Here is a 22306-nt window from a genome sequence, read left to right as displayed (position 1 = left end):
AATAGGTAAATATACGCAAAAAGGGCCAATTATATGGCCTTTGAGACACTAAGGCCCCAGTGAAAAGCAGAGAGTTCTACGCTTTAAACTTAAATTTTAATCAGGGACAAGAAATTCTTCCGGTAGTGAGAACCTCCGCTTCATTTTCGAGAAAATTGCTGCAATACCGGTTTTTTATAATACTTCCTTGCACAAAAAAATAATTAATAAGCATAAGTTCATAGTTAATGTCTCCGTAAACATACTTGCTGATCTTTCTGAACATGGACGACTTTTCTTTCCACCTTGTTGTGAGTGGATTAAAGTAATAATTAAAGCCTGAGAGCTCCTGGAACTGGCAGGTATGAACCATTTCGTGTGCAAAGACTTCATGATATCTTTCGGTTGTTCGGAGCGAATCAACGAACAAAACGTTATTTCCAGTAGTGGAACCAACCAGGTAGGGTGCGTAACTAATCTTTACATTTTCAAATATAAAGGTTCCGCATTCTAAACTCGCAATTGCATTTAAATGTCCGTGTAGGGCAGTGAACGCGAATGCTCCGAAAGCTGAAGGTAAAAGCTTTGGAATCAGGGTAGTTTTGCCATTTGTTTTTAACTCCAGCCGCACAAATCCTAAATCATAATGCCACTGCGAATACCACAAACGATTAGCCGAAGCATTTTCGACTATTGAATTTCCTGCACTAAAAATGCCACGTGATAGCCAGGCATAACCTATGTTTTTTTGACGGGCAATGAGTATGTTGCTTTTTTTTCCGGCATACATAACCGCGCCTCCGCCGCAGCCAATCGTAAAACCTTTTGTAAATGCTCTTAATGGTTTTTCGTCTTTATGTTTATTGATGAGCGCTCCAATACCACTTGAGATGCCTCCAATCAGTGTATTGTAGATAAAAGATTTTGCTTCATAATTTCTTTGAGAAAAAACGGAAGAGAAAGTAAAGAGTCCTACGCAAAAAAAGAGGAAGCTTTTTGAGCGAAGCGCAAAAGATTTTTTTACTAAAAACATGAAATCAGAATCTTAAAACTAACTTCAAATTTAATGCCAGTAGAGGTGCTTTTTTAAAGATCAGTTATATGCATCTAAAAGGTAAAGCAGGGCTGCAATAGCGGCGCCACTGAGTTCCAGTTCACGCTTATTTATTTTGTCGAAGGTATCAGCAGCTGTGTGATGAATGTCGAAGTATCTTTGAGTATCGGGCTCAAATCCTATGCAGGGAACTCCAGAGTTTGCCAAAGCGTTGAGGTCAGCCCCACCGCCTTCCATTTCAACACGATCTATAAGATAAGGATGAAATAAGGCTTTCCAGCCGCTAACTTGCTTGTATAATCCTTTTGCCGTGTCTACCAGAAAACCTCTTGGAGTGTAACCTCCTGCATCTGCTTCTAAAGCGGCAATGTGTTTTTCGTTTTTTTCCTTAGCGAATTTTGCATAAGCATTTCCTCCTGCCAAACCATTTTCTTCATTCATAAAAGCTACAGCTCTTATTGAATGTTTAGGGCGAATGCCTGATTGTTTAAACGCAGATAAAATCTCTACGCATTGCACTATGCCGGCGCCATCGTCATGCGCGCCCTGGCCATTATCCCAGCTGTCGAGGTGACCACCGGCAATGATAAATTCATTTGGTTTTTCGCTTCCGTTAATTTGTCCTACCACGTTAAAAGAGGGAGCGTCGGGTAACTTTTCGCAATGCGTTTCAAGATAAACAAGCACATCATTGTCTTTCGAAAGTCCTTCGAGTAAAAGGTCGGCAGCTTTATAACTCAAAGCTACTGCAGCAATTTTTATTTTGGAAATAGTGGTGTCGTAAGCCATGTTTCCTGTGTGAGGCTCGTCGTCGGCAACGGAAGTCATACTGCGCACAAGGCATGCCACAGCACCGTATTTGGCAGCATAACTCGCACCCCGGGCCCTAAACTTCACCGTTTCGCCATAAGCATTTCCGGTACGAATTTTTGTCTGGTCAAAAAATACATTGTAAAAAACTATTTTTCCTTTGATATTTTTTTCACCTAGCCTCTCAAGATCTTCAAAACTTTTTACCTGGATAACCTGTGCCTTGACTCCTTTTGCACCTGTGCCTACCGAACTTCCGAGCGCAATACACTTAAGTGAGATCGGCGTTTTTGATTTAGCGGAGGTAAATGAACATTTTTCTTTTGCTCCTCTTACCCAATGCGGCACCATACAAGGTTGAAGAATAACCGTATCAGCGCCTGCTGCATACATCGCCTTTTTGGCCCACTCAACGGCTTGCGCGGCCTGGGGACTTCCACTTAACCGTCCGCCTATTTTTGTAGTGAGTTCTTCGAGATTTGAATAACACCTGCTTTTTGTGAGATAATGATCGTAGATCTTGCGTATAACAAGTGAATCCTGGTTTTGCGAAAAAACAACCGGTTTAAAAAATCCCAGACTTAAAAAAATAAAAAGATATTTCATCGGATTACAATTGTATCTACAAGCTTATAGCCACAAAATTTGTTGATGGCATTTATTAATTCCTCGCGTCTGAAAGTAAGTTCATGTTTTAAAGCCGCAGAGTTAAGCGTAATAAAAATAACTTTTTCATTGAAGAAGATTTCGGTCGTGCTATTGGCAATCATATCCCCTACAATCTCTTTCCAACCGTTCTTCACTGAGAATTGAGAAATTTTAATATCCAGTTTTTCCTGTTTGAAAATCTGGTTAATGGCATCGCCAAGCTTTATGAGATTGTTTTTTTTTGCCACTTTAAAAAGTTATTGAACATCGCATTGGATTTCTTCGCCCTGTCTACTGGCTTTACTTATATACTCGTTTAAACAATCTAGATATGCGCGTTTTGAATCTTTTGATTTTACTTTCATTTCTGCTTCTTCCAAAACCTGCTTATTCTTATCTACCGTCTGACAATGGCAGGTATAATTTCGTTTGCACGAAAAGATTATCAAGGGTAAAGAAAAAAAAAGAAATTTCCGCATGGTAAGGCCTGTATTCAAATGTAGGAAATATCCAGGCTGAATAAACTATCACAAATTTATTTCTTCATCTCCTTACTCGCCTGCAATACTTTTTCTTTCAAGCCTTCTTTAAAAGAAATCATTTTATCCAGTATAACTTTATCGGAGCACCCAATTATTTGTGCTGCTAAAATTCCGGCGTTCTGCGAAGCGTTAACTGCTACCGTGGCAACCGGAACACCATTAGGCATTTGTACTATGCTTAATAAGCTATCCCAACCATCAATACTGTTGCTGCTTTTTACTGGCACACCGATAACCGGTAAAGGAGTTAAAGAAGCAACCATTCCCGGTAAGTGCGCGGCACCGCCGGCTCCGGCAATAATAACCTGCAAACCTCTGCCATGAGCGCTTTTGGCATAGTCAAACATTTTTTCTGGAGTGCGATGCGCTGAAACAACGTCGATTTCATAAGCGATATCAAACTGTTTCAGGATGTCCGCAGCGGCCTGCATAGTTGGCAAATCGCTGTTACTTCCCATTATAATTCCAACTTTTGGATTGCTCATCATTTTTTTATTTGGATTTCAACCACACTCGAAAAGACAAACAGTTGATGTCAGATCGGGTGCAGTCGAGAGGTTAAATATGTATTGCTCTTTTTCCTGTAGCATCAAGACAGGCTTCCTTCATACTTTCTGTAAAAGTAGGGTGCGCGTGACTCATTCTGCTTATATCTTCTGCACTCGCCCTGTATTCCATGGCTACCACGGCTTCAGCAATCATGTCTGCGGTGCGCGGACCGATCATGTGTACACCCAAAATTTCATCTGTAGCTTCATCGGCCAATACTTTTACAAAACCATCTGTATCCATACTCGCTCTTGCTCTTCCGCTTGCTTTAAAAGGAAATGAACCAACCCTGTATTTTTTTCCTTGCTCTTTTAATTGCTCTTCGGTAAATCCTACTGCAGCAACTTCAGGCCATGTGTAAACAACACCTGGAATCAAGTTGTAATTGATATGTGGTTTTTGTCCGGCTAATTGCTCAGCCACATAGGTTCCTTCTTCTTCCGCTTTGTGAGCCAACATAGCACCTTTCACAACATCACCAATAGCGTAAATGCCATCCACACTGGTTTTCAGATGATCGTCTGTTTCAATTCGTCCACGGTTATCTAGTTTTACGCCTATTTTTTCAAGACCTAAATTATCCGTGTAAGGTTTACGTCCCACTGAAACTAAACAGTAGTCGCCTTTAATTTCTATAGGTTCATCTTTTGCATTTAATGCGGTAACGGTTACCTCTTTGGCGCTTGCTTTTACACCGGTAACTTTATGTTTCATTAAGAATTCAAATCCTAAATTCTTTTTAAGTACGCGGGTTAACTCTTTACTCAAGGCGCCATCCATTCCAGGAATGATGCGATCCATAAATTCAACCACCGTTACTTTGCTTCCTAAGCGGCCGTAAACGCTTCCTAATTCTAGTCCGATAACGCCGCCACCAATAATGATAAGGTTTTTAGGGACTTCGGTCATTTCTAATGCTTCGGTGGAAGTAATTACACGTTTTTTGTCAATTTCAATTCCTGGTAAGGAAGAAGGCTTTGACCCCGTTGCAATAATTGTTTTTCCAGTTTCAATTTGTTCTTTGCTTCCGTCAGCTTTTGCAACTTCAATAGTGTTTTTAGTTACAAAAGTTCCGTGACCTGTATAAACGGTGATCTTATTTTTTTTCATTAAAAAATTGATCCCGTCCACCGTCATTTTTACGACACCGCGTTTGCGTTCAATCATTTGTTTCAGATTCACTTTCGGCGCTTTAATGTCGATACCATGCTCTTCGAAGTGATGAACAGCATTGTAAAAATGTTCGCTTGAATCCAGTAAAGCTTTTGATGGAATGCAACCCACGTTAAGGCAAGTTCCACCTAAAGAAGGATATTTTTCTACCAATGCCGTTTTCATACCTAACTGTGCACAGCGAATTGCGGCTACATATCCGCCGGGACCACCACCAATAATGGTTACATCAAATTTTTCCATATATAAATTGTCTATTAATTAGCACTTAAAAAATCAGGGTGAATTTACGGTTTTTTTGTGAGAGGTTTTTACTTTTTAAAGCGTAAAAATAAGGACCAGAGTATCAATAGCATACTTGCAAAAACGCTGGTATACGAAATTAGATCGCCAAAGCGTGAAAAAAAAGTGAGTTCATTGTTTGGTCGCATCTTTTTTTCAATAACTGCCTCTTCCCACCAGTTTGTTGCTTCCGAAATCGTTCCGAATTCATCAATAAAGCAGCTAATGCCGGTGTTTGCCGAACGTGCGATCTGCCTCCTGTTTTCTATAGCTCTTAAACGCGCATAATTCAAATGTTGAATGTATCCGGGAGTATCCTGCCACCAGCCGTCGTTGGTAATGATGAAAATAAAATTTGCTCCATTGCGGATGTAGCCGGTTACATAATCCGCGTAGACACTTTCGTAACACACAACGGGCGCAATACTGGTATGTGCCGCACTATCACTGAATACGGAACGTTTATCCTGTTTGCCTAGGCTCCCCATCGTTCCGCCCATGTTAATTGCCAGTCCTTCCAAAGGCTTTAGCAGCGCAGGAAAGGGCATTTGCTCGACGCCCGGAACAAGTTTTGATTTATGATAAACTTCTACAACGTTTTTGTCGAGATACACTGCACTGTTAAATACATCGTAATTTTTTCCCGTGCGCGAATCTTTGCGCGAGGTTGCTGTATTGTCTTTTTCGTTTTCATAAACAATGTAAGTATTTCCACCGGTAACAATTTTTAAGTTTGGAAACCGGCGAATTAAACTATCCCTGAACCAGTAAAGTGCTTCTGATTCTGAGATCGCACTTTCATCTAGATCATCGGTGATAAAGGTCTCTGGCAGGACTAAAAAATCGGTTTCATCCGTAACTTTCCCCCGTATAAGATCCATTACTTTTAAAAACTGTGACTGATATTCCATGCTGAATTTAGCGTTGTAGGGATCAATATTGGGTTGAACAACCACTACGTTTTTGGGGTCTTCTTTTACAGTTGTGTTTGCCTGCTTTAAAGTGTAGCTTACAAGAATAGTATATGAAATAACTATAGGAACGATAATCAGTGCGGCAATTTTGAGAATAGGTTTTGAAAAGACTTTAAGTTTGCTATTGTTTTTTAAAATCTGGAAGATAAAAATGTTTGTAGCTAGCACCCAGAGCGTTCCGCCAGAGGTACCGGTAAATTCGTACCATTGAATCCAGTTGGTGTTAAACGCAAAAACATTTCCTATGGTTAGCCAGGTCCACGTTAGGTCCCATAAAGTGTGGCCATGTTCCCATGCAATCCAGATTGGAATCAATAGCCAAATTGCCCATGATTTGTTAAGGCGATTTTTAATGACTGAAAAAACGACAAACACAGCCGACATCAATAGTGAATTGGCCAGAAACGCCATACTAGCGCCACCTACAGACGCGTAAACTACCCACCAGGTCACGAGGATATTCCACGTAAAAAAACAAAGGTAAGCGTAGGGGAATAATTTCGCTGCGCCTTTAGAATTACCGGATGAAGAAATCCGGTCTTCTACAAATAAGAGAGGCACAAACGCAAAAAATATACAAATCGTCAGGTGCCAGTACCACGAAATGGAAAGTAAAAGCGCTGAGATGAAACTTAAAATAACAAGGTGGATTTTACTTTTCATAAATGGCTAAGATACCATTATTGCTTTTTTTAACGAAAAGTATTTAGCCGTTGTTTAAATCTTCACATTTTATTTAATATTTATTTACAGAATTGGCCGCTTTAGCAGTATATTTGCAAATTGCCTTTTTTAAATGGAAGAAACCCTAGAAGCCGCAGAATCACGTAAATTATATCCTTACCAGGAACAAGCCGTAAATAGAATTTTTAACCGTTTGAGCGAGTTACCTCCAAACGCTAATCTACTTTTTCAGCTCCCTACAGGTGGAGGTAAAACGATTATTTTTAGTGAAATTGCAAAGCGTTATATAGCTCAGAGCAAACGTAAAGTTTTAATTCTCACACACCGCATCGAGTTAGGAAAACAAACTTCCGATGTTTTAGCGGAGGCAGGGATTTCAAATAAGGTTATTACAAGTGATGTAAAACAATTGCCGCAGCAAAGTCATTACAACTCTTTTATAGCGCTTGTTGAGACTTTAAATAACCGTTTACAGGAAAATGATAAATTTTTAGAGGACATAGGATTAGTGATTGTCGATGAGGCTCACAACAACTCTTTCCGCAAAATTTTCCATTATTTTAATGACGTAAATATTTTAGGTGTAACAGCAACACCTTTAAGCAGTAATAAGAAATTACCCTTATATCAAACTTATACCGAACTTATTGTTGGCGAGAGTATTTCTAATCTTATCGAGCAGGGATTTTTGTGCGAGGGGCAGACTTTTTCTTACGATGTTAACTTAAGCTCTTTACGTGTCGGTAATAACGGTGAGTTTACCGTTGGATCTCACGAACAGTTATATACACAAGCTATCATGCAGGGTAAACTTGTGGAGGCTTACGAAGAACTTTCAAAAGGAAAAAAGACTTTAATTTTTAATGCAGGTATTTTAACCAGTCGCGCAGTATACGAAACTTTTAAAGCTAAAGGCTACCCAATTAAGCATCTGGACAGTACCTTTAGCGATAAAGAACGGGTAGATACCTTGGATTGGTTTCGCAAGACCAAAGACGGTATCCTTACTTCCGTTAGTATCTTAACTACAGGTTTTGACGAACCGGAAGTGGAAACCATTTTTCTTAATCGTGCTACAAAGTCCCTTACACTCTATCATCAAATGATTGGTCGTGGTAGCCGTGTGCTCCCAAACAAAAAGACTTTCAATATCATCGATTTAGGGAACAATTCGCGCCGCTTTAATTTATGGCAGTATCCTATTGACTGGAATCACGTGTTTGTGGCGCCGCACATGTATCTTGAGCAACGTTACAAAGACGAGTGGGATTACGAATTGGTAAATGATTACGACCTTCCTCCAGAAATTAAAGAGCGTTTTCTTAACTCAAGTGCTGAAGCCTTTATTGTACGCGACCGTTATGCAATGGCGCTTCGTAAAGGAAAAAAACCACAGACAGTTGTAGATGAAAGCCTGGAAGATCACTTTGGCCGTATTAAAGACAATGCTGCTGATTTTGAAGAGGCTCTTGAATTATTCAATCTCCTGGGTGAAGAAATGAAATACCGTATGAAACAGTTTGGTAAATGCATTAATTCTACCAACAATCACATTGATTGGCAGAGTCAGAGTTACGCTAGTAAATTAAGAAGAAGGTTAATGACCTACTACGCCGAATAATGGATGTTAAAAAACTTTACAAACTGAGCGGCTACCTCTCTGTCGGAATCGGCCTTCTGGCAACCTTGTGCGTTTATCAAAAACAGTTTATGTTTTATGGGGTAGCACTTGCTATATTCGGCTTTATCTTCGCTGTGATAAATATTTTTTTAAATGAGAAACATTATTCGGAGCAGGAAAAATTTCCTAAAGGGTACATAGGCATGTTTTTAAGTTCCCTGCCTGTGATCTTTTTAATGCTGATGATTTTTAAATTCCGGAAGTAATAGTTTTTATCCCTTACTTTCCTCACTAGCCCAATTTAGGTCTTTTTTCAAAAGGCTCAAGGTTTTTCCTTCTTCAGAATTTTCATCCGTTTTAAAATCGTATTCCCAACTTGCTAATTTTGGCAGACTCATTAAAATGGATTCCACACGTCCGTTGGTTTCAAGACCAAATTTTGTCCCTTTGTCGTAAACAAGATTAAACTCTACGTAACGACCACGGCGCAATAATTGCCACTGTTTATTTTTTTCGGAAAATTTTTTGTTTTTATTTCTGGCAATGAGTTCTGTGTAAGTGGGAGCAAAGGTTTCACCCACCGCTTTCCAGAAAGCGAGGTTTTTTTCAAAGTTCATGGAAGCGTCTTCATTTAAACGATCAAAGAAGATCCCTCCAATGCCCCGCGTTTCTTTACGGTGCGGAATATAAAAATAATCGTCGGCCCATTTTTTAAATTGGGTATAGTAGGTCTTATTATGTTTGTCGCAAACCGTTTTAAGAGCGATATGAAAAAACTTAGCATCCTCTTCCACAACATAATGCGGAGTAAGGTCAATCCCTCCTCCCAGCCACCGCACACCATTCGTCATTTCAAAATAACGGATGTTCATGTGGATGATTGGAACCATGGGATTTTGTGGATGAATAACAATGGAAACTCCAGTAGCGAAGAATTTCGGTTTTTCTTTTGAATCTTGTGTTCCGGAAACTGAATGTTCTTTCTCTTTAAATAAGAAGTCGGGAGCATCTCCTTCCACAGCGCTGAATAATACGCCGCCTTTTTCAATTACATTTCCCTCGCGCATGATGCGGGTTCTTCCACCTCCGCCTTCAGGGCGGCTCCAGTTCTCTTCTTCAAACTGAGCTTTGCCATCTGCTTTTTCCAAAGCGATACAAATAGAATCCTGCAGATTTTTTAACCATGCAGAAATTTCATCTCTGTTTATTTCCATCCTGTTTTTTGCAAGTGATAGTCAGAATACTTAAAAATATATGCCCCGCGGTTATCGAAACCTGTTGTGAAATCGGGACGCGCATATTTAAAACGCATGTAATTACTTTCGTAGGGAAGATTATTCAGGTTGTAAACAAAATTAGGACCGGTAGTTTTTAAATTCATGAGATAATAAAAACCAATGTCAAACCCAATGTAGAAATATTCGCCCGGTAACGCCTGCTGCTGCTCCTGGTAAGATTTTGTAATAGTTGAGTACGCTGAAAGGTTAGTGATGTTAAACTGGTGCGGGAATACGTAATTTAATTGGTTCAAATATTCCTGGTCAATATTTTCTGTCTCCGTAAGGCTTTCCCATCCGCAAAGGGTCACTTCTTTCTTGTCACCTGCCATAGAAAGTTGCGTTGTAAAGTCAGCAAGATATACCTGGTTAGAACTTAAGGTTACAACAATGTTTTTTACCCCGGGCTTAAATGCATTCTTGAGGGCACTCATTCCTTTTGCAAGTGTTATAGTGTCTTTGATTCCTTTTCCGAGAGCTTTTTGTTTCTCGTTGTAGTATTTTTTAAAAGCTGTTACGAAAGCAAGTTCTTTTTTATCTTTTTCTGACAAAAGCATCAACACAATATTATTATTCGTTCCAACAAGAGAATCTATGCAATAATCTGCAAGACTTTCCAATAAGGTAAATTGTGAGGGGTTCGTTTTTGAAATGTAAATGTTATTGTAAAGAATTTTGTTTTGTTGCGTGATCGGCGACACAATTGGAATATTTAATTCCTTGGCTTTTTTAGAGATGGTTTTAAAGCCATGGGCATATAATGGTCCGAAGATAAGATCGAGCTCTTTAAATTTGGGATCCTTTACAATTTGCTCTAGTTTGAGCGAATCCTTGTCATCACTTTCATATAGAAGGATATCTACCTCAAAATCTTTAGCCAGCAAAGAATCTACGGCGCGTTTAAACCCTAAATAAAAATCAATCGCAAGTGCTGGTACAACAGGAAAATTGCTGTTTGTTTTCGCCAGTTCGTTTACGTCTACAGTCAAAGTTTGATCAAGTCGAAACGGAAGGATTAAAGCAACGTTGTATTTTTCTTTTTTGGGTTTTGAAACCGGTTTAAATAAACTTGAATCTATCAGGCTAAAGTGAGAAGATTTATGTTCTTTAACCACTGTTGTATTTTTAGATTCTTTTTCTTTTACCTGGGTTTTCTTTTTAGTTTTTTCGCCAACAATTATAGTTTGCCCTTCTCTAAGAGCTGGGGTAATGCCGGGATTATAGTTAGCCAACTGTTTTTCTGAAATATTAAAACGGCGTGTAATGCTATAAATCGTTTCACTTTTAGCGATTTTATAAGTGATGTATTTATTTGTATCAATTGCTACGCTAGAAGTGATAGAGCTCAAAGTGTTACTTGCCGGAGCGGGTGGACTAACAGCAAGAGGAATTTTAATCTCCTGGTCTACTTTTGCTCCCTGTGTTTTTAGCTCTGGGTTTACTTTGTAAATCTCTTCAAGACTAATGCTGTATGTTTTTGAGATAGCATAAAGGCTCTGACTCTTTTCAATTTTATGAATATAATATTTCTTTCCGTCAACGGTTTGAATGTTTGTGGATTTGGTCTGCGCCAAGCTAATGAAGCTCGTCAGAACCAAAAGGCTGAAAAGAATATATTTTTTACTTTGTGTAATAATCATTAAAGATGGTAAACTTAGATTAAAGGATTATTCCCACTCAATAGTTGCTGGTGGTTTAGAGCTAATGTCATAAACCACGCGATTAACGCCTCTTACCTTGTTTATGATCTCGTTGCTTATTTTAGCAAGAAACTCATAGGGTAAGTGGCACCAGTCTGCTGTCATGCCATCTGTGCTGCTTACAGCTCTTAAGGCTACAACACTTTCGTAAGTTCTTTCATCGCCCATAACGCCAACACTTTGAATGGGAAGGAAAATTGCACCGGCCTGCCAAACTTCTTTATACAAGTCGTGTGATTTTAATCCATCAATAAAAATAGCATCTACTTCCTGTATGATGCGAATCTTTTCTTCTGTAATTTCTCCGAGAATACGTATTGCCAATCCGGGCCCGGGAAAGGGATGACGATTCAGGATGTTTTCGTCGAGACCTAATTCTTTACCAACTCGGCGCACTTCGTCTTTAAATAAACTGCGAAGTGGCTCTACAATCTTTAATTTCATGTAGTCGGGTAGTCCGCCTACGTTATGATGAGATTTAATAGTAGCAGAAGGTCCTTTTACACTAACACTTTCAATAACGTCAGGATAAATAGTGCCCTGCGCAAGCCATTGTGCGTTTGCAACAAGTTTCGATTCTTCGTCAAATACATCGATAAATACTTTACCAATAGCCTTACGTTTTTTCTCAGGATCAGAAACGCCGTTTAATTCTGAATAGAATTTATCTTTAGCATTCACTCCTTTTACATTTAATCCCATGTGCTTATAGGATTCGAGAACACTTTCAAATTCGTTTTTACGAAGCAGACCATTGTCAACAAAAATGCAATGCAAATTTGTACCAATAGCTTTGTGAAGTATCATCGCAGCAACGCTACTGTCTACACCACCACTCAGACCAAGAATTACTTTTTCGTCACCCAATTGTTTTTTAAGATCAGAAATGGTTGTATCGATAAAAGATGCGGGTGTCCAATCGCCTTTGCATTTACAAATGCCGTACACAAAATTTTTCAGGATTTTAGTTCCCTCAGCTGTATGATAAACCTCAGGGTGGAACTGAATCGCAAAAGTATCTTCACCGGCAATATCGTATGCTGCCACTTTAACATCGTGGGTGCTAGCCGTAATTTTATAGGTGGAAGGAATAGTTAGAATAGTGTCGCCATGACTCATCCAAACTACAGAATCATTAACATCTTTAAAAAGTCTGCTTTCCTTATCCTTTATTTCAAGGTGCGCCCGTCCGTATTCGCGGGAGTTTGATTTACCAACTTCACCACCAAAAAAATGTGCAAGAAACTGGGCGCCATAGCAAACCCCTAACAAAGGAAGTTTACCTTTTATTTCAGACAAATCAGGTCTTGGTGCATTTTCTTCACGCACGCTGTGTGGACTTCCGGAAAGTATAACACCTTTAATGTCAGGGGTAATTTTAGGAACTTTTGTATAAGGATGAATTTCGCAATAAACGTTTAATTCGCGCAAACGGCGGGCAATTAACTGTGTAAATTGAGAACCAAAATCTAAAATGAGAATCTGTTCTTGCATAGAGAACAAAAATACAATTTAATTTTCGGCCAAAAAGTCTAATTCACAGCGGGTTAAACATTTTTAAGAAAAATGCATACTTTTTTTGTAGAAGATAAAATAATCGTATATTTGCACTCTCAAAATTTAATTTGAGTACGCACACAATCGGGGTGTAGCGTAGCCCGGTATCGCGCCTGCTTTGGGAGCAGGAGGTCGTCAGTTCGAATCTGGCCACCCCGACAAACAAAAATCCTTTCAGCTTTGCTGAAAGGATTTTTTATTTTCCACCAAGCCGCAGGCTCGCTTAGGATCAGGCGCAAAAGTTGGATCAGGCGCAAAAGTTGTGGGGAAGAAAAAATAATCTGAATTTTACGGGGACTAAAACTAACTATGGACCCATCCTACAATGACTTTTTAAAAATAGTATTACCTGAGGGGATTTGCGATTATTTTGAACTCACAGGTTATAAAAAAGACTCAGAAAGCGAGCGCATTGATTTGTATTTACAAGAGATAAGCACTATTCCTGCTGAGTACGCGACTGTCCGATTAACTTCAAAAGGTTTTTTTGATCAGGTAACTATACAAGATTTTCCGATTCGGGGGCACAATGTTTTTCTGCATGTCAAGCGTCGTCGCTGGCTTAATGAGGAGACCGGAAGTGTAGTTTTTCGTAATTGGGATATCATTACAAAAGGGACGCGAATCACAAACGATTTTGCGGCTTTTTTAAAAGAAATTAGTTGATACGCATGCGCATAGCATTAAAACTATAGGCTCATTTTACGGCATTAATGGCAAAAAGCTTCAGCGTTACTATCGTAAGAAATTAAGTGATTATAACGATTGGAAATACAAGAATAAAGCCGAACAAGGAATTATATTTCCTGAAAACATTGGTCCTTATTTATCCATTGATGAGACCTGTTTATCACACTCAGAGCTTTACACAATCCTCTCCAACAAAGCGGCAAAAGGGAAGAAGGGTACCATAGTTGCGATTTTAAAGGGGACTCACTCGGAGAGCATAATCTCATTGCTACAAAGTATCCCCTTACATCTTAGAAAGAGAGTTCGTGAAGTCACACTGGATCTTGCGGGTAGCATGGGGTTAATCGTAAAAAAATGTTTTCCTCATGCAAGTATGGTTATTGATCGCTTCCATGTTCAACAGTTAGCTACCGAAGCACTCCAGGAAATAAGAATAAGACATCGTTGGGAAGCTATAGAGGCTGAAAATAATGGCATTGACGAATCCCGGAAAAACAAAAGAGCTTATGTCCCTGAAATTTTAAGTAATGGTGAGACTCTCAAACAACTACTCGCAAGAAGCCGCTATTTACTCTACAAAGCCGAACACAACTGGACTTTAGAACAATCCCAAAGAGCTAACATACTTTTTGATCGTTATCCTGATATTAAAAAAGCGTATGGTCTGGCTCAAAAATTATCCTGGATCTACAGCAATACAAAAGAGAAAATATATGCGTTTACAAGATTAGCCAAATGGCATGAAGAGGTTGCCCAATCTGGGTTCAAGACCTTCAATACCCTATCCAGAACCATTGAAAACAATTACAAAAGAATACTAAACTACTTTAATAACAGAAGTACTAATGCCTCAGCCGAATCATTTAATGCGAAAATCAAAGCTTTTAGAGCGCAATACCGAGGAGTTACAGATGTAAATTTCTTCCTATTTAGACTCTCTAAACTATTTGCCTAAATTTTACTCCACAGATTTTGCGCCTGATCCCAAAAAAACACAATCTCTCTTAAGCAAGATTGGTTGTTAGTTTGTCACCTCCCTAAAAACCAGATCAGGGCATCTAAACTGGCCACCCCAACAAAAAAACCTGAAAGCTTCTGTTTTCAGGTTTTTTTGCTATTTGTGCCTTACGTTAACTACTGCTATGTAAGTGTCTGGTTAAGATATCTTAGTAAGTTTAATCGAAGATGGTTGCACTCTTTTTAAGAGTTTGACTATCTGCTAAGCATTTTAATTTCTACTGGTTGCATAGTGGTTCACAAATGCGCTTATTGCTTAAACAATTTGTAATTCGCAACCACATTATTTTTGTAAAGTGTTTTCGCTTCATCAGATAAAAATGACTTATCGACTAATACGAGAAGTTCACTTTCTTTTTGAATTAATAAGTCAACGATCTTCTTAATTAAAGTCGCATCAATATTCAAACGCTTTCCAAACTCAATAAAATCAGCACTTTTATAATTATATTTTTGTCCCCGTGGCAAGCTGGTTTGTTCCAGTTCTTCGAATAGATTCAATGCCAGTAAATTATCAGTAAGATGAATTTTGGTATTCATTAAATCGTAAGCAGGAGATAGCATCATGTCTCAGTGGGCAGTTTCAAGCAGGGATATGTTTTTTAAATGAACATCACCATTTCCTGTGAGGAAATTGAATATCAGTATGCGAAGAAAATCAACTTTGTTTAGCGGGCTTAGCCATTCACCAACATCTTGGTATGACTTTGATTTATTTATCTGCAGCTTTAAGTACTGACACGAAATCTTCCTGATTTAATTTTTCACCATTTGCGTTATAATCAAATCGTCTGGTGACGTATGCAGGTGTTCCGTTTGCAAATTTCATAAACGTACACTCGGCAATTTTGATTTTGAAAGTTGTTTAGCTATTTACATAATCACAGGCTCATTTGCAGGTGATTGGTCTGGCAAATTAAACCGTGATAGCATTGGTTTTAGGATATATTGAGATTTTTCATCAACATCCATTTTTGGAAGTAATTCAATACCCCTAGGTTTTCCAATAAATCCTTTTCATTGCACTCCTGAAATACTAAATCCAGTTGGTTGACCGTCGATTATTTTTGATATATCTTCCCAATTGAATTTAAGTTGGGGCGTTACTTTTGAGCGGTCAAATAGAATTCTCTGACAGGAAGAGCAAAAACCATTTATATCATCTTTTAAGCATCCGTTACATTGTGCCATGTTATATCGTTTTTACCGTTATAGCTGCAATTGTATCATGTTGGCAGGTCAATGCCAATAGGCTCCAGTCATCGCTGGGATCAATACTTAGTGCTTTGCAAATTTGTTGGCGATTCTCGCCTTCGCTAAGAATGGATTTGAAATAGTGAAACAATTCTTTGGAATGATGCGTCTTTGTTGTCTTTGATAAATTGACTGAAATTGGTCGCACTGAGTTATCGTTAATAAATACATCATCATACTCAAAATGATATCCGTCATCATCAACCCACAGAATGCCTGCTTTGATTACTCCTTTATAAATGACTTCTAATTTATTTCCGATTTTCATAGAAGGTTATATTTGCTTTCTGACTTCTATTTTCATCTCCAGGTTGAGATACTCAAAAATCTTTTGTAGTACTTCAAACGTAGGGTTGCTGCTACCTGTTTCGATTTGAGTAATTGTTGTTTTAGATAGACCTGTAACCTCAGCCAGATCTCTTATAGTTAGATCTAATGCCTCCCGTCTATGCTTTACTGTTTTACCTATTTCTGCTACTTCCATGCCATTATATTGGTAATATTCTATCAAATTAGGGAGTTTTCTTTATGAATGTCAAATTTGTACCATCATAACTGCTTTTAAAAGCAAAATAGAGAATACGCGCGAATAGTCTAAAATACATCGTTAGAATGGTACAAATGCGGAAAAAAGTGGAAATTACGTATAATTGATAGATTTGTACCATTATACTGAACTGTACTCTCATGGAACATTTGGACTTTAAAAATTGACTAATTGCTGTAAAAATGGACTATCAGGCTTGACTTCGGAAAATGAATTTTTAAATCCGCCTCCAGCTTTTTCCACTGATCCGAGTTTGGTTGCGACCTTCCTAAAAACCAGATCACCTTAGCTAAACTAGGTGTGATTCTGCGATCAAATTTTGCCTGCAGGTTATTTTTTCACCTCGCAAAACTCAGGCGAATGCAGCGAATTAAGCCTTTACAACTAGTTAGATTTTGCATTTACCAAAGGAATCACCTTCTCCCCGATCAACTCAATGGCTTTCATCAATTTTTCATGCGTTAGTCCTGCATTGTCCATCTGAAAAGTAAATCTGGAAATACCTCCCAGGGCTTCACTGTGACGGAGAATTTTTTCAGCGATTTCTTCCGGACCACCAATCATCAACGCCCCTCTTGCTCCGTTTTGCGCATCAAAATGTGCTTTAGTAACCGGGGGCCATCCTCTTTCTTTTCCAATTCTGGTAAAGGTTTCGGCATAACCTGGATAAAATTCCTCCACCGCTTGTTGTGAGCTTGCGCTAATGTATCCTAAGGAATGCAGGCCAACTTTTAATTTTTCAGGAGCATGTCCGGCCCGTTTTCCCGCTTCTCTATAAAGGTCTATCAAAGGACGAAAACGATGTGTTTCGCCACCAATAACTGCCACCATAAGCGGAAGGCCCAGAGTTCCTGCACGGACGAAGGATTCAGGTGTTCCGCCAACGCCGATCCAAACCGGGAAAAGATCTTGAATAGGTCTTGGATAAATAGCTTGATTTTTTAAAGCCGGACGAAATTTTCCTGACCAGGTAACAGATTCATTGTCGCGTATTTTCAAAAGAAGCTCTAGTTTTTCGCTAAAGAGTTCATCGTAATCATTAAGATTCAGGCCAAACAAAGGAAAAGCTTCTGTAAAAGAGCCTCGTCCGGCAACGATTTCAGCACGTCCTTTAGAGATAAGATCAAGGGTTGCAAAGTTTTGAAAAACTCTCACAGGATCGGCAGCGCTTAAAACCGTAACCGCACTGGTAAGACGGATCTGTTTTGTGCGGGAAGCTGCTGCTGCAAGAATCATAGTAGGCGCAGAGTCGAGAAATTCTTTGCGGTGATGTTCGCCTATGCCAAACACGTGAAGCCCCGATTTATCGGCGTGCTCAATGCGTTCCAGGAGTTTCCCAAGGGCGTCCATACTGTTTGTTTTCGAGCCTACATCATTGCCAATCGCCGCTGCAGCGAAACTATCTATTCCTATTTCCATAAATTAAAATTTAGGTTAAAGATAAGATTATCGCTTTCAAAAATAGAGTCGCTTTCTTTTTGGATACCACCCATAAGGAAGCAGTATAACTTTTTTTATGGATTGTACAGAGCGAACATTCGCTATTTTTTTGATTGGTTTCCTGGCAATTGCTCCGGCAATATAACACCCAATTGCATTAAAAATCCCAGGCGATCGGTAATCATTGTTGCCCCTATTATTTTTTCATCTTTTAAAACATAAATTGCAATGGCTTCACTTTTTACTAATCTGTTAGTTGCTGTAATTCCCTGGTATGTTTCTTTGTGTGTGGCTTGCCAATACCAGCGCACAACTACTTTGTCGCCCTCTTCCAACAGGTCTTCAATTTTCCATTGTACTTCGGGAAAAGAAACAATAAGAGGTTTCACGCTTCCTTCCATTCCTTCGGCACCTTTTTCTCCGCGCGGCCCAATGTAATCTTCAGACACAAGTTGTTTTAAAAGACTGTAATTTCTTCTGTTTAAGGCTTCTTCGTATAATTTACGAATTACTTCTTTGTTTTTGTTGATCATGGTTTTGTGATTTGGAAAATGTTTCTGATTTTTTAATTTACTACCTGTGAAGCTTGAAAACGTTACTGAAACGCCAGCTACTATAACGCAATAGAGAATAATTTTTTTCATCTTGTAAATTTTTATCAAAACTACAGAGATGAAAAAAAGATAAATAGTAAAAAATCAGTGATTTACCAGAAGCGTCCTGCCTGAAAGAAAATGCGTGGAGTTTCGCCTGTAAAAGATTTAAAATTTTTTATAAAATGATTTTGATCGAAAAAGCCGGAGTCATATGCTAGATCTGTTAGAGTGACGTTTGCGGTATAGTTCGAGATCAGATGCCGGAAACGAACTATAGAGGAAAAATGTTTTGGACTAGTGCCCGTTGTTTTTCGAAATCGTTTTTCAAAAGCATCGTGGCTAATAGGAAAAGTGTTTACAAGAATTTTAACTGGAAGGGATCCTTTTGAAAGTTTAATTGTTTGAACAGCGTTTACTATCAGGTAGTCTTGCTTTTTGGATGACAAAAATTTAAGAAAAAAACGTTCGGATAATTGAAAACTTTCAAGGTTGGAATGAGAATCTGCAAGTTGATCTTCTAAGGCATGCAGTTGCTCTTTAGGGAAGAGCTGCTCAAGGGAAATGCTTTCTCCGAAAAATTCGTGAGCCGGCGTTTTGAGAAAAGTGGAAAGGCCCGTTTCTTTGAATATAACTAAAAGCACCGCCGTATTTTTTTCGTAATTCACAAGGCGTGAGGATTTGCGAAGTCCGGTTATGAGGGAAGTGGGAAGTGTCGTTTTCCCTTTTATATCTACTGAACTTACAGTCCCTCTTAATCTGAACGCTATAACAATAGAGGTATCCGGCAAAAGCTTGTTTTGCATACCCTCTGAGCTTTCAATGATCATCATTGTTTTAATAAACGGCTGAAGAGCCGGGCAAGGACTATATCTTTCTGAAAACATTGTACAATAAAGTTGCGGCAAAAGAATGGTTTTTCAAATAGAAATTTGAGGAGTTAGGAACTTTGTGCCTGGTATATAGAATGACGCCTTTTACCTTTGAAGGTCGCTGGCATTTTGTTTGCAACACTTAAAGGTTCAACAAAGCATTTAACGAAGCAACAATCATTTTTTACTAATTACCAATGACGACTATTAAAGAAAAATCTCCCGGGACGCGAAAAACCCTATCCCTTGAAAAGACTGTGAATCTCCCTGTTTCGGAGGTTTGGAAAGCCTGGACAAATTGTGAGTTGCTTCATAAGTGGTGGGGACCAAAAGCTTATACCTGCCCTCATTGTGAGATTAATTTACAAATTGGCGGCAAATATTTCATTAGTATGAAGGCAAAAGATGGGGAAGAAATTTACTCAACAGGAATTTATAAGGAAATTGTCCCTTATAAGAAACTTGTTATGACGGATAGTTTTTCGGATAGTTCGGGAAACATCATCTCTGCTCCAGCTGAAATGGCAGGCGATTGGCCCGAAGCTCTTTTAACAACAGTAGAATTACAGGCAGACAATGAAAAAACATTTATTTCCTTAAAACAAGAGGGTTTACCGGTTGAAGCCTACAATGATTGCGTTCAGGGCTGGCTTGAATCACTCGATAAACTCGAAAATAATTTAAAATGGCATTCTATCTAATCGAAGGTGTGCTTAAAAGCTTCAAAAAATCAAACCTCATTTAGGGTTTCTAAAAAAAAAAGTTGAGGAAAAAGCTACGGAGTACTATGCCTCTTTTTTTTAAAGACGCTTCTGGTGGCAAGAGTTTGATTACCAAAAACCGCGAGAGTAATGGAAGCGATGAAGAAGATGAGACAGCGGGATATTAAAAACTTTGACAGGCTCGTGATGGACGGTAAGATGTTTGTCCGGAGTTATTTTTGCAGTACATGAAAATTAAAGAGGATATAACTAAACAGCTAAACGATTTGTTGGAGGGTCCCTTATGGCTGGATGAAAATTTCAATAAGAAGTTGGCTGGTCTAACGGACGATCTCGCGTTTACAAGGCCCATTGCCGAAGTGCACAGCGTTGCTGAGTTACTCTCTCATATAAGTGTTTGGATCGAAGCTTGCTTAGACCGTATGAATTGTATTGCAAACACTTTAAAAGATAACGATGAAAATGATTGGAAAACAAACGAAGTTTTGCGTAAAAAAGGTTGGTCTGTTTTAAAAAAAGAGTTTTATCGCGCTCACCAGCGTTTGATAGAATATATCGATACTTGCAGCGAAGAATTTCTTAGCAAAAAATACCATCTATCTGAATTTACAAATAAAGATATTTTGTTTGGACTCATTCATCACGATGCTTATCATCTTGGGCAGATAGGTATAACCATCAAACTTCTTAAGGTGAACTGAGAGTTGTTCGGAAGTGCGTCCTGTTAGTCAACACTTTCTGTGACGCAGATTTCTCTCCCGATAGCTATTGTGATCGTTGAATTATTTGAATCTTAAAGGAGAAATTACGACGATGGACTATTTGCCGAAGGCAAATAGTCCATCGTCGTAAATTATCATAATTAATTAGTTTAAAATTATTTGTGACATGAGGCAATCTTTGTCAGTCTTAGAGGAATAGTTCGAATGACCACAAAATTTGTAACAGTAACTAGTAATTTTGTCGCATGACTGATATCCAGTCACGAACCGACTTAAAACTTCTCACCATAAATTTTTTGACCAACTCATAAGGTTTTTTCTCTTCTGAGAATTTCACCAATTCTACCGCCAGTAAGCTTGTTTTGTATTGATAATACATTAATTATTATATTTAAGCCGCTAATAATTAATTCCCTTATGTACGATCTGTTTGGCAGTTTTTCAGAATATTATTATTTCATTCTTGCTTTACAAGCACTATGCGTATTTCATTCTTACCGCAAGGGCAATCAGCAAAAATGGATCTGGATAATTGTTTTTTTGCCTTTAGTAGGGTCATTGGTTTACATTTTCACCGAAATAGTAAAGCGAAATCATGTTTCTGATATTCAGGAAAAGGCGGTTGCCTTTGTAAATCCTGGTGGAAGGATAAAAAACCTTGAGAAAAATTTCAAGTTTACAAGTACTTTCACAAATAGAGTTGCCTTAGCAGATGCTTATCTTGAGAGTGGCATGTTTGAAAAAGCGATTGAACTTTATGAGCCTGCCCTTACAGGGATTTTTCATGATAATGAACATATCTTAAAGCAACTTATTCATGCTTATTATCAACTGGACAGGATGGATGAAGTTGTACGTACTGGTCTTAAAATAACAAATGCCATGAATTTTTCAAAAAGCCATACCAATCTTTTATATGCATTGGCTCTTGAAAAGACTGGAAATACTAGTCTTGTTGAGAAACAATATCAGGCAATGAATCACCGCTTTTCGAATTATGAGGCAAGATATAATTACGGATGTTTTTTATTAAGACAAAGTCGCATAGAAGAGGCTGGTCTTATTTTTTTTGATATTGTAGAAGAATCTGAACGGATGAGCCGCAGAGAAAAAGGAGGCGTTACTTTGTGGATTGATAAATCCAAAGAAGAAATTTCGAAACTGGTAAAATAGTTATTGGCTTTCAATTGCCCGCTTCATAAATCTTAAAACTTCTTCATTTACATCTTCAGGTAACAGCATTCTGAAATGGTGATTAAATTGTTTTGCATCTCCAGGAACTTGTGCAATTTTTTGAAAACACAAATTATCGGGGTATTCTTTTTTGAAAGGAAAAACAACATGGATGAAATTTTTGCCAATCTGCGTGATCCAGGCAATACGTTTTTTACCATTAGATATTCCAATCATTGTTTTTGCCGCATGCAGGGTAATGTTTCCAATGCTTTCGAAGTGATTTATAAAATGCTCCAACAGAACTAAACTTTGTTCAGTTTTTCCATTTGTGAATTTGGAAATTTCTTTCTTGCTTTCCGTTGTCATTATTACTAAAATACTAAATGATTTTATATTTCCCTGGATTCATTCTGCAAATTGTAT

25 protein-coding genes and 1 tRNA gene are annotated in these 22306 nt (G+C 38.4%); 8 read left to right on the top strand and 18 right to left on the bottom strand.

The annotated features are described in order from the left end of the window. Nucleotides 1–100: 100 nt before the first annotated feature. The 7 genes from CNR22_05895 to lnt form a co-directional block, all read right to left on the bottom strand. Nucleotides 101–1012, bottom strand: a complete 912-nt coding sequence (locus CNR22_05895) for a hypothetical protein (GenBank protein ID PBQ31314.1) — start codon at nucleotides 1010–1012, stop codon at nucleotides 101–103. A 60-nt stretch (nucleotides 1013–1072) separates the two neighbouring features. Next, nucleotides 1073–2449, bottom strand: coding sequence for a peptidase M28 family protein (locus CNR22_05890; protein PBQ31313.1), 1377 nt, complete (start codon nucleotides 2447–2449; stop codon nucleotides 1073–1075). Next, nucleotides 2446–2739 carry a hypothetical protein gene (locus CNR22_05885; protein ID PBQ31312.1) on the bottom strand — a complete coding sequence of 98 codons (294 nt, stop codon included), beginning with the start codon at nucleotides 2737–2739 and terminating at the stop codon, nucleotides 2446–2448. The genes CNR22_05890 and CNR22_05885 overlap by 4 nt, the downstream gene beginning before the upstream one ends. A gap of 9 nt (nucleotides 2740–2748) precedes the next feature. Then, nucleotides 2749–2970: a hypothetical protein gene (locus CNR22_05880; GenBank protein ID PBQ31311.1), complete on the bottom strand. Its 222-nt coding sequence runs from the start codon at nucleotides 2968–2970 to the stop codon at nucleotides 2749–2751. 56 nt (nucleotides 2971–3026) lie between these two features. Continuing rightward, on the bottom strand, nucleotides 3027–3521 hold the full coding sequence (purE, locus tag CNR22_05875; protein PBQ31310.1) for a 5-(carboxyamino)imidazole ribonucleotide mutase: 495 nt from the start codon (nucleotides 3519–3521) through the stop codon (nucleotides 3027–3029). A gap of 70 nt (nucleotides 3522–3591) precedes the next feature. Continuing rightward, nucleotides 3592–4998: a dihydrolipoyl dehydrogenase gene (gene lpdA / locus CNR22_05870; protein ID PBQ31309.1), complete on the bottom strand. Its 1407-nt coding sequence runs from the start codon at nucleotides 4996–4998 to the stop codon at nucleotides 3592–3594. 68 nt (nucleotides 4999–5066) lie between these two features. Continuing rightward, nucleotides 5067–6674 (bottom strand): apolipoprotein N-acyltransferase, encoded by a 1608-nt coding sequence (lnt, locus tag CNR22_05865; protein ID PBQ31308.1) that lies wholly within the window; start codon nucleotides 6672–6674, stop codon nucleotides 5067–5069. A 133-nt stretch (nucleotides 6675–6807) separates the two neighbouring features. On the opposite strand from lnt, the gene CNR22_05860 reads away from it, so the two are divergent. Beyond that, a complete protein-coding gene (locus tag CNR22_05860) occupies nucleotides 6808–8316 on the top strand; it encodes a DEAD/DEAH box helicase (GenBank protein ID PBQ31307.1) in 1509 nt (502 codons plus the stop codon). Next, nucleotides 8316–8582 (top strand): hypothetical protein, encoded by a 267-nt coding sequence (locus tag CNR22_05855; GenBank protein PBQ31306.1) that lies wholly within the window; start codon nucleotides 8316–8318, stop codon nucleotides 8580–8582. The genes CNR22_05860 and CNR22_05855 overlap by 1 nt, the downstream gene beginning before the upstream one ends. A 6-nt stretch (nucleotides 8583–8588) precedes the next feature. On the opposite strand, the gene CNR22_05850 is transcribed toward CNR22_05855, so the two are convergent. The 3 genes from CNR22_05850 to CNR22_05840 are packed head-to-tail and all read right to left on the bottom strand — an operon-like array spanning nucleotide 8589 to nucleotide 12787. After that, nucleotides 8589–9530, bottom strand: coding sequence for an oxygen-dependent coproporphyrinogen oxidase (locus CNR22_05850; GenBank protein ID PBQ31305.1), 942 nt, complete (start codon nucleotides 9528–9530; stop codon nucleotides 8589–8591). Further along, complete coding sequence (locus CNR22_05845; protein PBQ31304.1) at nucleotides 9521–11233, bottom strand: hypothetical protein; 1713 nt, start codon at nucleotides 11231–11233, stop codon at nucleotides 9521–9523. Before CNR22_05845 ends, CNR22_05850 begins: the two co-directional genes overlap by 10 nt. Nucleotides 11234–11260: 27 nt before the next feature. Next, on the bottom strand, nucleotides 11261–12787 hold the full coding sequence (locus CNR22_05840; protein ID PBQ31303.1) for a glutamine-hydrolyzing GMP synthase: 1527 nt from the start codon (nucleotides 12785–12787) through the stop codon (nucleotides 11261–11263). A gap of 148 nt (nucleotides 12788–12935) precedes the next feature. On the opposite strand from CNR22_05840, the gene CNR22_05835 reads away from it, so the two are divergent. From CNR22_05835 to CNR22_05825, 3 genes are all read left to right on the top strand, one after another. Then, nucleotides 12936–13012: transfer RNA gene (locus CNR22_05835), tRNA-Pro, on the top strand. Nucleotides 13013–13159: 147 nt separating this feature from the next. Next, on the top strand, nucleotides 13160–13516 hold the full coding sequence (locus CNR22_05830) for a transposase (GenBank protein ID PBQ31302.1): 357 nt from the start codon (nucleotides 13160–13162) through the stop codon (nucleotides 13514–13516). A 25-nt stretch (nucleotides 13517–13541) separates the two neighbouring features. Next, nucleotides 13542–14495 carry a DDE transposase gene (locus tag CNR22_05825; protein ID PBQ31301.1) on the top strand — a complete coding sequence of 318 codons (954 nt, stop codon included), beginning with the start codon at nucleotides 13542–13544 and terminating at the stop codon, nucleotides 14493–14495. Between the two features lie 311 nt (nucleotides 14496–14806). Here CNR22_05825 and CNR22_05820 read toward each other — a convergent pair whose 3' ends face one another. From CNR22_05820 to CNR22_05790, 7 genes are all read right to left on the bottom strand, one after another. Then, entirely contained in the window at nucleotides 14807–15124 is a 318-nt protein-coding gene (locus tag CNR22_05820) for a hypothetical protein (GenBank protein PBQ31300.1), read from the bottom strand. A 3-nt stretch (nucleotides 15125–15127) separates the two neighbouring features. Further along, nucleotides 15128–15313, bottom strand: a complete 186-nt coding sequence (locus CNR22_05815; protein ID PBQ34834.1) for a hypothetical protein — start codon at nucleotides 15311–15313, stop codon at nucleotides 15128–15130. Between the two features lie 436 nt (nucleotides 15314–15749). Beyond that, nucleotides 15750–16079: a phosphatidylinositol kinase gene (locus tag CNR22_05810; GenBank protein PBQ31299.1), complete on the bottom strand. Its 330-nt coding sequence runs from the start codon at nucleotides 16077–16079 to the stop codon at nucleotides 15750–15752. A gap of 6 nt (nucleotides 16080–16085) precedes the next feature. Continuing rightward, on the bottom strand, nucleotides 16086–16295 hold the full coding sequence (locus CNR22_05805; protein PBQ31298.1) for a transcriptional regulator: 210 nt from the start codon (nucleotides 16293–16295) through the stop codon (nucleotides 16086–16088). 447 nt (nucleotides 16296–16742) lie between these two features. Beyond that, nucleotides 16743–17777, bottom strand: a complete 1035-nt coding sequence (locus tag CNR22_05800) for an LLM class flavin-dependent oxidoreductase (GenBank protein PBQ31297.1) — start codon at nucleotides 17775–17777, stop codon at nucleotides 16743–16745. A gap of 122 nt (nucleotides 17778–17899) precedes the next feature. Then, nucleotides 17900–18442, bottom strand: a complete 543-nt coding sequence (locus CNR22_05795) for an ester cyclase (GenBank protein PBQ31296.1) — start codon at nucleotides 18440–18442, stop codon at nucleotides 17900–17902. A gap of 62 nt (nucleotides 18443–18504) precedes the next feature. Continuing rightward, nucleotides 18505–19278, bottom strand: a complete 774-nt coding sequence (locus CNR22_05790; GenBank protein ID PBQ31295.1) for an AraC family transcriptional regulator — start codon at nucleotides 19276–19278, stop codon at nucleotides 18505–18507. A 182-nt stretch (nucleotides 19279–19460) separates the two neighbouring features. Here CNR22_05790 and CNR22_05785 point away from each other — a divergent pair, with 182 nt between their 5' ends. The 3 genes from CNR22_05785 (at nucleotide 19461) to CNR22_05775 (ending at nucleotide 21880) form a co-directional block, all read left to right on the top strand. Next, nucleotides 19461–19964: an ATPase gene (locus tag CNR22_05785; GenBank protein PBQ31294.1), complete on the top strand. Its 504-nt coding sequence runs from the start codon at nucleotides 19461–19463 to the stop codon at nucleotides 19962–19964. Between the two features lie 248 nt (nucleotides 19965–20212). Continuing rightward, nucleotides 20213–20686, top strand: a complete 474-nt coding sequence (locus CNR22_05780) for a hypothetical protein (GenBank protein ID PBQ31293.1) — start codon at nucleotides 20213–20215, stop codon at nucleotides 20684–20686. A 438-nt stretch (nucleotides 20687–21124) separates the two neighbouring features. Beyond that, entirely contained in the window at nucleotides 21125–21880 is a 756-nt protein-coding gene (locus CNR22_05775; GenBank protein ID PBQ31292.1) for a hypothetical protein, read from the top strand. Here CNR22_05775 and CNR22_05770 read toward each other — a convergent pair whose 3' ends face one another. Then, a complete protein-coding gene (locus CNR22_05770; protein PBQ31291.1) occupies nucleotides 21881–22249 on the bottom strand; it encodes a hypothetical protein in 369 nt (122 codons plus the stop codon). Nucleotides 22250–22306 lie beyond the last annotated feature (57 nt).

The organism is Sphingobacteriaceae bacterium (genome assembly GCA_002319075.1).
Taxonomy (GTDB): domain Bacteria; phylum Bacteroidota; class Bacteroidia; order B-17B0; family Aurantibacillaceae; genus Aurantibacillus.
The sequence above is the reverse complement of the archived record's forward strand: the minus strand, read 5'-3'. Positions and strand labels throughout refer to the sequence as shown.